General features: G+C 72.2%; 4 protein-coding genes. 3 read left to right on the top strand and 1 reads right to left on the bottom strand.

Annotated elements, in window-relative coordinates:
- Positions 1-54: 54 nt before the first annotated feature.
- Positions 55-7,296, bottom strand: coding sequence for an RHS repeat-associated core domain-containing protein (locus ACGF07_RS20835; protein ID WP_392900930.1), 7,242 nt, complete (start codon positions 7,294-7,296; stop codon positions 55-57).
- Positions 7,297-7,676: 380 nt separating this feature from the next.
- Between ACGF07_RS20835 and ACGF07_RS20830 the strand changes: the two genes are divergently transcribed.
- The 3 genes from ACGF07_RS20830 (at position 7,677) to pntB (ending at position 15,410) form a co-directional block, all read left to right on the top strand.
- The gene (locus tag ACGF07_RS20830; RefSeq protein WP_392900927.1) at positions 7,677-12,047 is read left to right on the top strand and encodes a ricin-type beta-trefoil lectin domain protein; all 4,371 of its coding nucleotides are present in this window, start codon (positions 7,677-7,679) and stop codon (positions 12,045-12,047) included.
- 325 nt (positions 12,048-12,372) lie between these two features.
- Entirely contained in the window at positions 12,373-13,944 is a 1,572-nt protein-coding gene (locus tag ACGF07_RS20825) for a Re/Si-specific NAD(P)(+) transhydrogenase subunit alpha (RefSeq protein WP_392900924.1), read from the top strand.
- A gap of 5 nt (positions 13,945-13,949) precedes the next feature.
- Positions 13,950-15,410 (top strand): Re/Si-specific NAD(P)(+) transhydrogenase subunit beta, encoded by a 1,461-nt coding sequence (gene pntB / locus ACGF07_RS20820; protein ID WP_392900921.1) that lies wholly within the window; start codon positions 13,950-13,952, stop codon positions 15,408-15,410.
- The last annotated feature ends 106 nt before the right edge of the window (positions 15,411-15,516 follow it).

Below are 15,516 nucleotides of genomic sequence, written 5' to 3'. Positions count from 1 at the left end.
CCGCCGTGCTGTCGGTTCACCGGCGCGGAGCCGTCCGGCCGGCTGGGAACGCTATCAGTTGTCCCCGGAGATCCTCCGCCACATCATCTGGCCGAAGTCCTCGGCGTCCTCCTCGCTTCCCTTGTCGCCGTGGATCCTCATCCCCTCCTGGTGGTGCACCTCGTGGAAGAAGGTGACCACGGCTTCCTTGATGTTGCGCAGGCCCTTGTTGGAGAGCTCGATGATCGGCAGGCCGTTGCGGCCGCGGTGCGGCACGTCGGTGAAGGTGGAGTTGGACCGGATGTAGTGCGGGCTGTTGCCGTAGTTGGTCTCGCCCGTCTCCGCGTCGTAGATCCGCTCCTTGTGCACGACGTCGTAGCGGTCCCACACGTCGCGGTAGCCGGCCCGGGCGAGCGTCTCCTTGAGGCGGCCGAGGCTGACGACCGGGCCGGACTCGTACTCGTTGGGCTTGCCCTTGGAGCCGCGCCGGTAGGCGTTGCCGCTCGGGCCGGCGTCGGTGGCCTCCGGGGCCGGGGCCGGCTCCTCGGCGGTCTTGCCGCCCCCGCCGCCCTTGCCGCTGCCGCCCGGCTCCTTGCCGCCCTTGCCGGTTCCGGACTTCGGGGTCGACGGGGTGTCGCCCTTCGGGGTGGTCGGCGCCGGGTCGGCCGGGGTGGTGGTGGGCAGGTCGCCGGAGAGCAGCTTCTTGATCGCGCTGAGGACGGAGTCGCCGTCCTCGACCGCGAGCTTGACGGCCTTGACGGCCTTGACGCCGCTGCTGATCGCCTTGACCGCGCCGTAGCCGTCCAGGGCGAAGGAGCCGACGATCCCGGTCCACTGGCCGGCGACGTACGAGGTGGAGCTGGTGTCGACGCCGAAGAGCTCGGCGAGCGGGTGGTCGTCGACGTAGCCGGTGTGGCCGAGCTTGAACGGGGTCTCGTTCTCGTACCCGGTCATGCCGTTGAACACGTCGTTGTCGCCGTTGACGATGTCGGCGAACGAGTTCCAGCCGTCCGACAGGAAGTTGACGCCCCACTGGTACGGGTCGCCGACGATCGAGTCGCCGATGCCGGTGAGCCAGTTGCCGGCGGCGCCGCACCAGTCGGAGCCCCACCACAGCCCGGTCGGGTCGCTCCCGGAGACCGGGTTGCCGGCGGCGTAGCCGTACCCGCCCATCTGGTTCGGGTCGCCGTTCTCGAAGACCGGGTCGACCTGCAGGAAGCGGCCGATGACCGGGTCGTAGTGGCGCGCCCCGAGCAGGCTCAGGCCGGTGGCGGCGTCGGCGGGCTTGCCGAGGAAGCCGTGGTTGTCGGCCCAGCCGCCCGGCGCGGTGCCGCGCGGGTTGCCGTACGGGTCGAACGAGCGCCGGGTGACGGCCAGCGTGCCGCCGTCCACCTGGAGCTGGGCGGTGCCCTGCGGGGTGGTGGGCTGGTAGCTGATGGCGCCGTTGCTGGCACGCACGGTCACGGTGCCGTCCGGCGAGCGGTAGTAGCGCAGCCCGGTGACGGTCTTTCCGGCGGTGTCGAGGTTCAGCTGCTCGTTGCCGGAGAAGAGGTAGAGCGTGTTGCCGCCGGGGCCGCGCTGGATCAGCAGGCCGCCGTCGGCGTCGTACAGGTAGCCGCTCTTCCTGCCGTCGGTGGTGACGGCGGCGGTGCGTCCCTCCTCGTTGTAGTCGATGCTCTGGTTGCCGGCCCTGGCGCCGGTGGTGACCCGGGTCTGGGTGTTGCCGGCGTCGTCGTAGCCCGGGGTGAGCACGGTGGTGCCGGTGGCGGTGCGGGTGGTGACGGTCGAGACGGCGTTGGGCCGCTTGGCCGGGGTGACGCCCTGGCCCGGGTAGGCGAGGGTCTGGACGGTGTCCTTGGCCGCGTTGCCGGTCACGTCGTGGCTGATCTGCTGGGTGCGGTCACCGAGCTGGTCGAACTGCCAGTCCTGCCAGTACGGCGCGGGGCCGCCGACGGTGGCCGGGCCGGGCCGGGCGGTGTTGCAGCGGGCCAGCTGGCCGGCCGTGGCGGCGGTGATGCCCTTGGTGTCGGTCCAGGCGCTGACCAGCCGGCGCTGGGCGTCGTAGCCGAAGCACTGGGTGTCGGTGACCCGGTCGGTGCCGCCGCTGGACTGGACCTCGGAGACGGCCGTCAGGTTGCCCGACGGGTCGTAGCCGAAGGTCGTGTCGGAGATCGGGTTGGCGGTGTTGTTCTGCAGGGTGACCCGGCTGGTAGCCAGCCGGCCGGTCGCCGCGTCCCAGGTCTGCGCGGTGCGCAGCTGCTTGGTCGGCGTGCCGACGGTGGTCTGCACGACCTGGCCGAGCGGGCTGTAGTTGACCGTCGCGACGTACGGGCGGCTGGGCGAGCCCAGGCTCACCAGGCCGCCCTCCAGGTTGTAGCCGTAGCCGACGGTCTCGGCGGGCAGGCCGCCGTCGCCGTTGAAGGACGTCGAGGCGAGCATGCCGACGTTCTCGGTGTAGGACGCCTTGGCGGTGTAGGTACCGGCCAGGGCGCCCTCGGCGGCGGGGATGACGGTGCTGACGGAGGTCGGCTGGCCGACCGCGTTGTAGCCGTCGACCCGCTGGACGTAGGCGCTGCCGTTCTTCCCGCCCACGTACCGGGTGGAGGCGACGGGCAGGCCCTTGCCGAGCTTGTCGTAGCTCCACTCGGCCAGCAGCTTGGCCGGGTCGCCGGTGTCGGTGCCGGAGTACTCGGCGGTGCGGCGGCCCAGCTCGTCGTAGGTGAACGACAGGGTCTGCCTGCGGGCGTCCGTGGTGCTGGCGAGCCGGCCCAGCGGGTCGTAGGTGGCGCTGGAGGAGCCGGCGGCCGGGTCCGTCTGGGACGTCATCCGGCCCTGCATGTCGTAGCCGTACGTCCAGGTGTTGCCCGCGTTGTCCTGGACGGTGGAGATCTGCCCGCGCGCCGTGTAGGTGTAGCGGGTGGTGATGTCCGCGGCCGGCGCGGTGCCGGCCGTGCCGGCGGACCAGAGCCGGGCGTTCTTGGCGTCGTAGACCGCGACGTCGTCGTCGGCCTGGACCTTGAGGTAGCCGCCGGGGTGGCCGCCGGTGCCGGTGGACCACAGGGTGGTCTTGCCGGTGGGGTCGAGGACGACGAGGTTGCCGTCGGCCTGCATCACGGCGTAGGCGCCCGGGTGGCCGCCGGTGCCGCTGGACCACAGGACCTTCTCGCCGACCAGGGCGGTCAGCACGAGGTTGCCGTCCGGCTGCATGGCGAGGCGGATCCCGGCGGCGACCACCGAGGTGCCGGAGGAGATCCGGCTGCCGCCGGCGAGCTGCCGGTCGGGGGTGTCGTCGCGCTGGATGCGCACCGTGGTGCGGCCCTGCGCGTCGGTGTAGGTGGTGCCGGCCTTGCCGCCCTGGGCCGGGGTGGTGTCCACCCGGTCGGCGCCCTGGTAGCTGACGGAGCTCTGCCAGAGGGTGCTGGCGAAGGAGGCCAGCGTGGTGGTGACCGGCCGGCCCTGGCCGTCGTAGGCCGTGCGGGTCACCGACGGGCCGGTGCGGTTGGTCTCCGCCCACATGGTGCTGCTCGGCGCGTGGTCGGCGTCGGAGTAGGTCGCGATGCTGGAGACCGCCCAGCCGTGCGAGTCGTAGTAGGTGGAGGACACCAGCCGGCCGGCCGAGTTGTCCGCCGGGGTCGACTGCGTCTGGCGGGGCTGGAGGGTGCCGTCGTAGATGGTGACGGCGGTGCTGTAGGAGCCGTCCTCCCGCAGGCTCTTGGTGGTGACGGAGGAGGGCGTCGGGTTGTCACCGGCGCCGTGCACGTCGTAGGAGTAGACCCGGTCCGGCGTCTGGGTGGCCTTGTCGCGGCCCGGGGACCAGACCTTCTCCCGGCGGCCCAGGGCGTCGTAGGCCGCGTCCGTCACCTGGTTGTTGACGTCCACGGAGTGCGTCACCGAGGCGCGTCCGGGGGAAACGGTGCTGGTGGCGGTCCACTTCAGCGGGTTGGTGGTGGACAGGGTGGTCGGGAGCACGCCGGTGTCGGGCTGGTACCCGGTGGTCGTGGTCCGACCCGCCGCGTCGGTGCTGGCGGTGACCCTGCCGTAGGGGTCGTAGGACATCCCGCCGAGGGTCTGGAACTGCGGCTGCCCCTTGCCGTCGTAGCCGGTGACCGCCTGGGTGGCGGTGACCAGGCCGAGCGAGGTGCCGTTCTGGCCGAGGACGCCGTAGGTGCCCGGGTGGTCCACCGAGCCGTCGCCGTCGTAGAAGATCCGCTTGTGGGAGAGCGTGGTGTCCTTGCCGGGCGCGGTGCCGCACGGGCCCGCGACGCTGATCGTCTCCTTGGGGGAGACCAGCATCATCGGGTTGTCCGCCGGGGCGTCCGCGTACGTGGTGGTGGTGCAGGTCTCCTGCTTCGGATCGGCCAGGTCGCTCTGGTCGTCCTCCTTCCAGATCCGGCCGACGCCGTCGAAGGTGGTGCTGGTCCGGGAGGTGCGCCAACTGCCGTCCGACAGGAGGCTCATGGTCCGCGAGGAGGTCGCGGTGACCTGCCGGGCGGTGAGGTCCGGCAGGGTGGAGAGCTTGTCCGGCGCCGGGTCCTCGGAGGTCCACGCCTTGCGGGCGGCGGTGGCGGTGACCTTGGAGGTCGGCGGGTCGGCCAGGGTGCGGGTGACGACGCTGCCGCCGGCCTTGGTGTAGCCGAGCGTCTGGTACGGGGTGCCGGCCAGCCACGGGCTGTCGGTGATCTCCTCGCCCAGCGCGTTCTTCACCGTGACGCTGCGGGTCGTCCCGTCGGCCTTGTAGTCGCCGTCCATGCCCTGGAGGTAGGAGACGGTGCTCTGGGTGATCGGGTCGGGCGCGGCGCCGGTGGTGGTGGTGACGGTGCGGTAGCCCCGGAAGTCGTTCCAGGTGCGGTGCTTGTCGTCGGTCAGCTCGGAGTCGTCGCGGTGCCAGGCGGCTCCGTCGGCGTAGGTGTAGCGGGTGACCTTGGCGGGCGAGCCGGCCTTGGTGCGGTCGCTGTCGGTGACCTGCTCGACCAGGGTCTTGTGGAACCAGTCCGCGATCGGCTCCACGCCGCCCGGGGTGTTCCAGTAGACCTGGTAGCAGGCCATCGTGTCGCTGTCCGCCGAGGCGGGCATGGTCTTCTTCTCGCGCGAGCACTCCGGCGCCCGATAGGTGACGGCGATCGACTCGCCGGTCTCGGTCTGCACGCTGGAGATGCGCGGGTGGTACAGCGGCGGGGCGGCCGGGGTGAGGCCGTCGACCCGGTTGTCCATCTCGATGCCGGTGAAGGTCACCGGGTCGAGCGTGATCGGCCCGCTGCCGCCGGCGGAGGTGTCCTTGCCGGTGTGGACGATCGAGGACAGCCACATGACCGACTGCAGCGAGCCGGTGGCCTTCTGGTCCTGGGTCTTGCCGGTGACCGGGTCGTAGGTGCCGCCGGCGTCCGAGAAGACGTGGTCGAGCTCGTAGGTGTCGACGTCCTGCCAGCCGGAGACGGTGCGGACCCTGGTGTCGATGCCCTTCAGGCGGTAGGTGGACCAGAACGTCGGCCCGCCGGTCAGGCAGACGCCGTCGGTCTTGTCGTCGTCACCGACCTTGTTCTTCCAGTCGGACTCGCAGTGCAGGTCGTACGGCGTGTCCGGCCAGTTGGCGGCGGTGTCCGAGGAGAGGTTGCCGTCCTTGCAGACGCTGTCCGACTTGGTGCAGCGCTGCGCGGCGCGGAAGACCACCTGGGCGGCCGGCTCGCGGCCCGCGCGGGCGTCGGCCAGTTGGTAGCCGTAGGAGATCTTCGTCAGCCGGCCACCGCGGGTGTACTTGGTGATCGTGCCGCCCTTGTCGTCCTTGGCGACCTGGCCGTAGCCCATGTTGTAGTAGTTGGACTCGGTCGCCCAGTCGTAGCGCTGGACGTTGCCGTGGGCGTCGACGACGAAGTCCAGGTTGAAGCGCCAGCCGACCGGCTTGTCGCACTGGGAGTCGTCGCCCTTGTCCGAACTGTGGCACGGGTCGCCCGACTTGGGGTGGTAGACCGGCACGCCCCAGGCGCTGTTCGTGGCGTCGTCCGAGGTGGTGCCGGGGGCGTGGTTCAGACCCAGGTAGTAGGCGGTGCCGTCGGTCGTGGTGACCTTGAAGTACTCGCCCTGCCACAGGCCGTTCGCGGCGTCGGTGAGCCGCTCGATCTTCGTGCCGTCGTCGCTCTGGAGGTGGTACGCCCCGTTGTCGTCGCGCAGCAGGCGGCCGTTGTGGCTGCCCAGTTGGAGCGTGGCGTTCCAGCCGGCCCAGCACTCGTCGCCGGAGTCCTTGATCCCCTGGTCCTTGCAGCCCTTGTAGGAGCGCTCGATGAAGCCGGGGGTGTACGACCAGCCGTCACCGATCCAGGAGGACTGGGAGTTGCGCGCGGAGGTCTCGCCGTCCACCGACTGGGAGTCGTAGGAGAGGCTGACCGTCGGCGCGGTACCGCCCAGCGACGGGGGCACGGTGACGGGGTAGTGGTAGGTGAAGGCGCCCGAGGCCGAGGCCGACCAGGAGCCGGAGGCGGACATCGAGGTCGCGCCGAAGTCCCCCTGGGAGCCGTTGGAGCCCGCGACGGCGGCCACCGCCATGCCCCCGGAGGAGGCCTGCGCGGCGGGGGCCGCGAAGAAGGAGGAGGACTTCCCGGCGACCGCCGAGCCGGGCAGGGCGACGGTGCCGCTGACCTTCCGGCCGACCGGGTCGTTGACCGACTCCAGCGGGGTGCGGGTGCGGCAGGCGGCCACCTGGGGGGTGGTCAGCGCACAGGCCGGCATCGCGACCAGGTGCAGCCGCGAGGCCCAACCGCCGCCGTAGGCCTGCTCGATGGAGCCGTAGTCCAGGGAGACCGACACGCTGCCCGTGTCGGTTCCGCGGTCGGCGCGGCTGAGGCCGACCAGCAGGCCGTCCACGCCGGCCCCCTGGGCCCGCCCGCGGTCGGCCACGGTGACCTGCACGGCGGACACCGGGGACACCGGGGTGAGCGGGGCGGCCAGGGCACGGGCCCGCTCACCGAGGGCCGCCGGAGCGGCCGGTGAGACCGAGACCGGCAGCGAGCCGGCCTTCACCTCGCCCGCCGGAGCTGCCAGGCTGCGCACCGCGGAGGCGCCGCCGAGGTCGACGGTGGCGCTGGCGGCGGCGGGCCACTGCGGGCCCTTGACCTCGTGCGGCCTCAACTCCCGTGCGCCGGCCGGGACCACCGGCTTGGGGGCGTTGCCCGCGGGGCTGTCCGCCGGGTGGCCCGGCACCTTCGGCTGGGAGGGGAGCGGGTCCGCGTCCCAGACCTTGTCCGTGTAGTGGTAGCCGCCCACGACGGAGTCGGCGACCGCGAACGGCGCCGACAGCGCGAGGGCGGTGACGGTCGCGACCGTCACCGCTCCCCGTTTCATCCAGGCCCGGCGGCGGGCTCTGTCGAGTATGCGGAACCCCTGGGCTCCGCGTGGTCCTGCGCGCATGCGCACAATCCCCCATGAGAACGAACGGTGACATCCGTTGAGGTCACGTCAGCTGACGGGCCGTCCTCGGCCCGGCTGGAACCGTATTGCCATGACAAAGGGTCAGCAATACCCTTCCCCAGCGGTCACACCTTCCTCATCCGCCACACAGGTTCGCCAAGTCGTTCACCAAGTGGTCGGAGACGGACGGAACGACCGCAATTCCGACACACGGCGGCCCGTGCGACGCAGCGTTCTGTGAGAAGAACCACAGCGGCGCGCGCGGTCGCCGCTTCCGGTCCTCGAAAGGACGACGACACATGGGGGAGCGCACCCGCGCCCGGAGTCATCCGGCCCGAATACCGACACGCCGCCTGGCGGTGTCGGCGGTGGTCACCGGGCTGCTGCTCGGCACCGTCGGCCCGGCACTGGCGGACGACGTGCCGGCCGGCGCCGGAGCCGCGGCGGGCAGCGCCGCGGCCTCGCCGCTGGCGGCCGCGAAGGCCGAGGCCGTCCGCACCGGGAAGCCGGTCACCGTCGACGGGCTCACCACCGAGACCGACGAGACCGTCGCCAACGCCGACGGCACCTTCAGCGTCACCAGCCACCTCCAGCCCGCCCGGGTCCGCCGGGGCGACGGCTGGGCGGCGGTGGACGCGGCGCTGGTCCGCAACGCGGACGGCAGCCTCTCGCCGAAGGCGACGCCCTCCGGACTGGCCCTGTCCGGCGGCGGCACCGGTCCGCTGGCCACCCTCACCGACGCCGAGGGCCACCGGCTCTCGTACACCCTGCCGTTCCCCCTGCCCGCACCGCAGGTCAGCGGCAGCACCGCGCAGTACGACGGGGTGCTGCCCGGCGTCGACCTCAAGGTCACCAGCACCGACCAGGGCGGCTTCCACGAGGTGCTGGTCGTCCACGACGCGAAGGCCGCCGCGAACCCGGCGCTCGCCGCGCTCCGCCTGACGGCCACCACCAGCGACGGCCTGACGCTGAACGCGGACGCCGACGGACGGGTCGCCGCGACCACCGCCGACGGCACGGCCGTCTTCCGCTCCCCCGCTCCGCTGATGTGGGACTCCACCCGCACGGCCTCCGGCAGCGCCCCGAGCACCGCACCGCAGAACGCCGCACCGCAGAACGCCGCGCTGCGGGCCGCCGCACCGAAGTCGGCCGCAGCGCCGAAGGTGGCCGCGGCCCCGGCCGCCGAGGGCGCGGACGGCGCGACCGCCCCCGCGGCCCCGACCCCGACCGCCACCCCCACCGCTCAGCCGGCCACGGCCTCCACCGCCGAGCAGCCCGGCACCGCCGCCCAGGTGCGGCCGATCGCGGTGACCAGCTCGCCCGGGGCGCTCACGCTCGTCCCGGACGCCGGCCTGCTCACCGACCCGGCCACGGTGTGGCCGGTGTACATCGACCCGTACACCAGCCCGATCACCAGCAAGAAGAGCCACTTCATCACGGTGAAGGAGGGCTGCCCGTCGCAGAGCGCGTACGACGACGCCCAGGACAACGGCGAGGGCGTCGGCTACCAGCACTGGAAGGACTGCTACGGCCTCAACCGCGCCTACTTCGAGATCAACATCGGCAACCTCACCAAGGCCATGGTGATCTCCAAGTCGACGATCCACCTCACCTCGACGTACGGCGCCTCCTTCGACTGCGACAACGAGACCGACGTCAAGCTGGCGACGGTCACCGGGATCAGCGGTTCCACCACGTGGAACAACCAGCCGGACGTGACCGGTGACGGCTACATCGGCGGCACCCAGAAGGTGAAGAGCTCCAACCCCTCCCAGCACTGCGGCGACCACGACGCCAACTGGGAGGTCACCGGGCAGATCAAGAAGCTGGCCGGCGAGAAGGACAGCTGGACCTTCGGGCTGTTCGGGAACGAGTCCAAGTCGTCCGGCAACAACGACTTCGTCCGTTTCGCCAACAACCCGTACCTGACGACGGTCTTCGACATCGCGCCCCGGGTGCCGGACAAGCTGGGCACCACCCCCGCCGCCGTCTCGCCCTCGAGCAACGGCTGCGACGGCGCCGATCCCGGCTGGATCGGTCAGTCCGGTCTGGCCGGCGACGCCTCCGACATCACCCTGAACGCGCACCTCGACACCGACATGAGCGGCGTCAACCTGCGCGCCCGGTACGAGGTGTGGGACACCAAGATCGCCGACTCGGCCGGCAACTCCACCGGGAAGGGCTCCCCCGTCAGCGGCTGGGTCAGCGACGGCGGCACCACCCGCCAGAACATCGGCTTCAAGGTCGCGGACGGCCACCAGTACGGCTGGCACGTGCGGGCCGACGACGACACCCTGATGAGCGGCTGGTCCCCGAACTGCTACTTCAAGGTGGACCTCAGCGCGCCGAGCGTGCCGACCTTCACCGAGTCGCCGGTGTTCCCGCCGCTCGGCAGCGACCACGCCCCGACCGGCCACGCCGGCGACACCGGCGTCAAGGTCGCCGTCAGCGCCAACGACCCGACGCCGACCGGCTGCACCCGCGGCTCCTGCGTCAGCAGCGGCATCGACCGCTTCGAGTACGCGCTGGACGTCAACATCCCGGCCAACGGCGCCGCCAAGGTGGACGCCGTCCAGGCCGGCGGCGGCAACGCCACCGCCGACATCCCGATCGTCCTCAGCGCCGCCCAGTGGGGCGCCCACACCCTGTTCGTCCGGGCCGTCGACAACGCCGGCAACACCCAGGGCACGGTGGGGCAGTACAGCTTCTTCGCCCCCTGGAACCCGAACGCCAAGGTGGCCGCCGGCGACCTCGACGGCGACGCCGTGCCCGACCTCGTCGCCCCCACCACCGGCGGGGACCTCGTCCTGGTGCGCGGCAACGCCGACCCGGCCGCCCCGCCCGTCACCGTCTCCACCAAGGCGCAGAGCCCGGACGGCACCGGCTGGAACAACTACCTGGTCGCGCACCGCGGCACGGCCACCGGCACCAACGTGGACGACCTGTTCGCCTACGACAAGGCCACCCACGAGCTGTACCTCTACCCCAACGACGCCATCACTCCCGGCGGCACCAGCGGCCACTTCACCCTGACCCAGAACGTCGTGCCGATCCGCAACTCCGGCAGCTGCCCGGCGAAGGGCTCGGACGGCACCTGGAACAACGTCAGCCAGATCCTGGCTCCCGGCAAGCTCGCCGGCTTCGCCGACGCCCCCGACCTGATCACCGTCGACAAGGGTGAACTCTGGTACTTCCCGGGCACCTTCCAGGCCGGCTGCAACCTCGGGGCCGGCGTGCGGATCGGTACCGGCGACTGGTCGGACGTCACCCTGCTGGCGCCCGGCACCGTGAACGGCGTGCCGACGCTGTGGGCGCGCAACGACACCACCGGCGCCGTCAGCAGCTTCCCGCTGGCCTTCGCCGGCGGCGTCCCGACCACCCGGATCGCCGCTCCGACCGGCGCCGCGCTGGTCTCCGGCGTCCTGGACACCGCGAACAAGAACCTCTGCCTGGACATCGACCACGCACGGACCGCCAACGGCACCCCGGCGCAGATGTACACCTGCAACGGCACCGACGCCCAGACGTTCACCCTGGGCGCCGACAGCACCGTGCACGTCATGGGCAAGTGCCTCGACGTGGTGAAGGGCGGCACCGACAACAACACTGCGGTGCAGCTCTACCAGTGCAACAACACCGGCGCCCAGCAGTGGGTCCCCGGCCCGTACCCGGGCACCCTGAAGAACCCGCAGTCCGGCCGCTGCCTGGCCGACCCGGCGAGCAACCGCACCCCGCGCACCCAGGTGATCATCTACGACTGCCTGAACATCGCGGACCAGAAGTGGGCCGCCACCAGCGGCAACGTGCTGCCCGCCGCCCAGACGGTGCTCCCGCTCGGTGTGGGCGGAAAGGACTTCCCGACCGTCGCCTCGCCCGGGGACGTCCAGGGCACCGGCTTCCCGGCGCTGTACGCGGGCAGCGGCTCCGGCCGGCTGGTCGAGTTCCCGGGCGCCGCGGCGGTCGGCGGCCTCGCCCAGTTCGCCGCTCCGGTGTCCATCGGGCACGTCCACCGGCCGACCGCCTGGTGGAAGCTGGACAGCACCGAGGACAGCGTCCGCACCGACGGCGCCCTGACCCTCTACGGCACCGCCGCCGTCGTCGCCGACCCGGACCGCGGCAGCGCGCTCGCCCTCAACGGCACCACCGCGTTCGCCGACACCCCGGGCCCCGCGGTCGACACCAGTCGCAGCTACACCGTGTCGGCCTGGGTCAGGCTGACCAGCCTGACGAACAACTCGAGTTTCGTCTCGCAGTCCGGCACCACCGGCAACGGCCTCCAGCTGTACTACTCCAGCGGCGCCCACGCCTTCGCGTTCGGCCACGGGCACGCCGACGACACCGCCGGCGCGTTCACCAGCGCCTACGGGCCCACCACCGGGCCGCTCAGCCCGAAGACCAACACCTGGTACCACCTGGTGGGCGTCTTCGACGCGGACAGCCAGCAGCTGAAGCTGTACGTCAACGACGAGACCGCGGCCGCCGCCGACTACACGGGCACGGTGTGGAACGCCACCGGCCCGGTGCAGATCGGCCGCCGCAAGTACCAGGGCTTCTACGGCGAGTACACCGCCGGCCGGGTCGCGGACGTCCAGCTGTTCGCCGAGGCCCTCACCCCGGGCGGCGTGCGCTCGATCGGCAAGGACCGCCCGGTCCCGACCCAGCTGAGCTGACACCCGTCCGCCGGCGCTCCACGGCCCCGGCCGCCCCCTCCCCGGGGCGGCCGGGGCCTTCCGCTTCCGCCGGGGCTTCCGCTTCGGCCGCCCCTTCCGCTCCGGCCCGGGCTTCCGGTTCCGCCCGGGCTTCCGGTTCCGCCCGACCTGCGGCCGTGCCCGGCGGCTTCCGGCCCTCGCCCACGAGGGTGAGTGAGGCTTGTCACTGGTTCGCGCCATCGGTTCGCAGACTGGGTAGGAGTAGGTTCCTTCGACCAACGGCCGGGATCCGCTCCCGGCCGTGAACCCCCGGTCAGCAGCGCTTTCGACGAGAGAGACACCAGACATGTCTGCACTTGTCCCGACCCAATCCCCACCCCGGTGCATCGGCGTGGTCGCCGAGTCGGCCAGCGGGGACGCCCGCGTCGCGGCGACACCGACGACGGTGCAGCAGTTGCTCGGCCTCGGCTACGACGTCGTCGTCGAGCCGCAGGCCGGTGCCGCCTCCGGCTTCACCGACGCGGCCTACGCCGACGCCGGCGCCCGCATCGGCGACGCCTGGACCGCGGACGTGGTCCTGAAGATCAACGCCCCGACGGACGCCGAGATCGCCCGGCTGCGCGAGGGCACCACCCTGATCGGCCTGCTCTCCCCCGCGCAGCGCCCCGAACTGCTCAAGGCGCTGGCCGCCCACGGCGTCACCGCGCTCGCGCTGGACGCCGTCCCGCGGATCTCGCGGGCGCAGTCGATGGACGTGCTCAGCTCGATGGCGAACATCGCCGGCTACCGTGCGGTGATCGAGGCGGCCCACGTGTTCGGGCGGTTCTTCACCGGCCAGGTCACCGCCGCGGGCAAGGTGCCGCCGGCGAAGGTCCTGGTCGCGGGAGCCGGCGTCGCCGGGCTCGCCGCCATCGGCGCGGCCTCCAGCCTGGGCGCGATCGTCCGGGCGACCGACCCGAGGCCCGAAGTGGCCGACCAGGTGAGGTCGTTGGGCGGCGAGTACCTGGCCGTGGAGGTCGTCCAGGAGGCGAGCACCGACGGATACGCCAAGGCGACCTCCGCCGAGTACGACCGAGCCGCCGCCGCGCTCTACCACGAGCAGGCCGAGGACGTGGACATCATCATCACGACCGCGCTGATCCCCGGCCGGCCCGCCCCGCGGCTGGTCACCGCCGAGGACGTGGCGGCGATGCGGCCCGGCAGCGTCATCGTCGACATGGCCGCCGCGCAGGGCGGGAACGTCGAGGGCACGGTGGCGGGCCGCACGGTGGTCACCGACAACGGCGTCACCATCATCGGCTACACCGACCTCCCGGCCCGGCTGCCCGCGCAGGCCTCCCAGCTGTTCGGCACCAACCTGGTGAACCTGTTGAAGCTGCTGACGCCCGACCGGGACGGGCAGCTCGTGCTCGACTTCGACGACGTGGTCCAGCGGGCCGTGACGGTCGTCCGCGAGGGCGAGATCACCTGGCCGCCGCCGCCCGTGGCCGTGTCGGCCGCCCCGGCCGCGCAGCCCGCCGTCGCCGCGCCCGCGCCCGCGGAACCGAAGCGGTCGCGGCTCACCCCGGCGGCGCGCTTCGGGCTGATCGGCGCGGGCATGCTCGCCGCCTTCCTGCTGACCGCCTTCGCGCCCGCCCAACTCGCCCAGAACCTGACGGTGTTCGCGCTCGCCGTGGTCATCGGCTACTACGTCATCGGCAAGGTGCACCACGCCCTGCACACCCCGCTGATGTCGGTGACCAACGCGATCTCCGGGATCGTGGTGATCGGCGCCCTGTTGCAGATCGGCCACGAGAGCCGCGTCGTCACCGTGCTGTCCTTCGTCGCGGTCCTGCTGACGAGCGTGAACATCTTCGGCGGTTTCGCCGTCACCCGCCGCATGCTGTCGATGTTCTCGACCTCCCCCGAAAGGCGCTGAGCCCGATGACTTCCACGACGGCCTCGCACGCCGCGGACCTGGTCGCCGCACTGCTGTTCATCCTCAGCCTCGCCGGGCTCTCCCAGCACCGGACCTCACGCGCCGGTGTCGTCTACGGCATCGCCGGCATGGCCCTCGCCCTGGTCGCCACCGTCGTGGTGGCGGCGCAGAGCATCACCGCCGGCGCGGTCGCGCTGATCGTCGTCGCGATGGCGCTCGGCGGTGCGGCCGGGCTGTGGCGGGCACGGCGGGTCGAGATGACCCAGATGCCCGAGCTGATCGCCGTCCTGCACAGCTTCGTCGGCCTCGCCGCCGTCCTGGTCGGCTGGAACAGCTACCTGGAGGTCGAGTCCCACGGGTCCGCGCAGACCACGATCGCCGGAGACCTGCTGGGCATCCACCACGCCGAGGTCTTCATCGGCGTCTTCATCGGCGCGGTCACCTTCACCGGCTCCGTCGTGGCCTTCCTGAAGCTGTCCGCCCGGATCGCCTCGCGCCCGCTGACGCTGCCCGGCAAGAACGCGCTCAACCTGGGGGCGCTGGCCGCGTTCGTCGGCCTGACGATCTGGTTCACCGCCAGCCCGGGGCCGGCCCTGATGGTCGCGGTCACCGTCCTGGCGCTCGCCCTGGGCTGGCACCTGGTCGCCTCGATCGGCGGCGGCGACATGCCCGTGGTCGTCTCCATGCTGAACAGCTACTCCGGCTGGGCCGCGGCCGCCTCCGGGTTCCTGCTCGACAACAACCTGCTCATCGTCACGGGGGCGCTGGTCGGTTCCTCCGGCGCCTACCTCTCGTACATCATGTGCAAGGCCATGAACCGGTCCTTCCTGTCCGTCATCGCCGGCGGCTTCGGCATCGAGGCCCCGACGGCCGGGAGCGAGGAGCACGGCGAGCACCGCGAGATCCGCGCCGAGGAGGTCGCGGCGCTGCTCGACCAGGCCCGGTCGGTGGTCATCACCCCCGGCTACGGCATGGCCGTGGCCCAGGCCCAGCACCCGGTGGCGGAGCTGACCCACCGGCTGCGCGAGCGCGGGGTCGAGGTCCGCTTCGGCGTGCACCCCGTCGCCGGGCGCCTGCCGGGGCACATGAACGTCCTGCTGGCCGAGGCGAAGGTCCCGTACGACATCGTCCTGGAGATGGACGAGATCAACGACGACTTCGCCGCGACCTCGGTCGTCCTCGTCATCGGCGCCAACGACACCGTCAACCCGGCCGCCACCGAGGACCCGGGCAGCCCCATCGCCGGGATGCCGGTCCTGCGGGTGTGGGAGGCCGAGCAGGTGATCGTCTTCAAGCGCTCGATGGCCTCGGGTTACGCGGGGGTGCAGAACCCGCTGTTCTTCCGGGACAACACCAGCATGCTCTTCGGCGACGCCAAGCAGAGCGTCGAGGCGATCCTGCGGGCCCTCCCCGGCCGGGACCAGGACGGTCCGGTGGCGGCCGCCGGCCGGGCCGCGGCGCGGTAGCGCGGCCGCCCGGCTCCCGCTGCCCCGCCCCGGTGCCGACGGCGCCGGGGCGGGGCAGCGGCGCAGTCCCCCCGAGGCCGGAGCCGGGAGGGGCCGGACCTGGACG

Origin of the sequence: Kitasatospora sp. NPDC048194 (genome assembly GCF_043202455.1) — a bacterium.
In the GTDB taxonomy this organism is placed as follows: Bacteria; Actinomycetota; Actinomycetes; order Streptomycetales; family Streptomycetaceae; genus Kitasatospora.
The sequence above is the reverse complement of the archived record's forward strand: the minus strand, read 5'-3'. Positions and strand labels throughout refer to the sequence as shown.

Bases quoted from the DNA above. Each gene is read 5' to 3' on its own strand.
- ACGF07_RS20830 (WP_392900927.1), top strand. From the start codon at position 7,677: ATGGGGGAGCGCACCCGCGCCCGGAGTCATCCGGCCCGAATACCGACA.
- ACGF07_RS20825 (WP_392900924.1), top strand. From the start codon at position 12,373: ATGTCTGCACTTGTCCCGACCCAATCCCCACCCCGGTGCATCGGCGTG.
- pntB (WP_392900921.1), top strand. From the start codon at position 13,950: ATGACTTCCACGACGGCCTCGCACGCCGCGGACCTGGTCGCCGCACTG.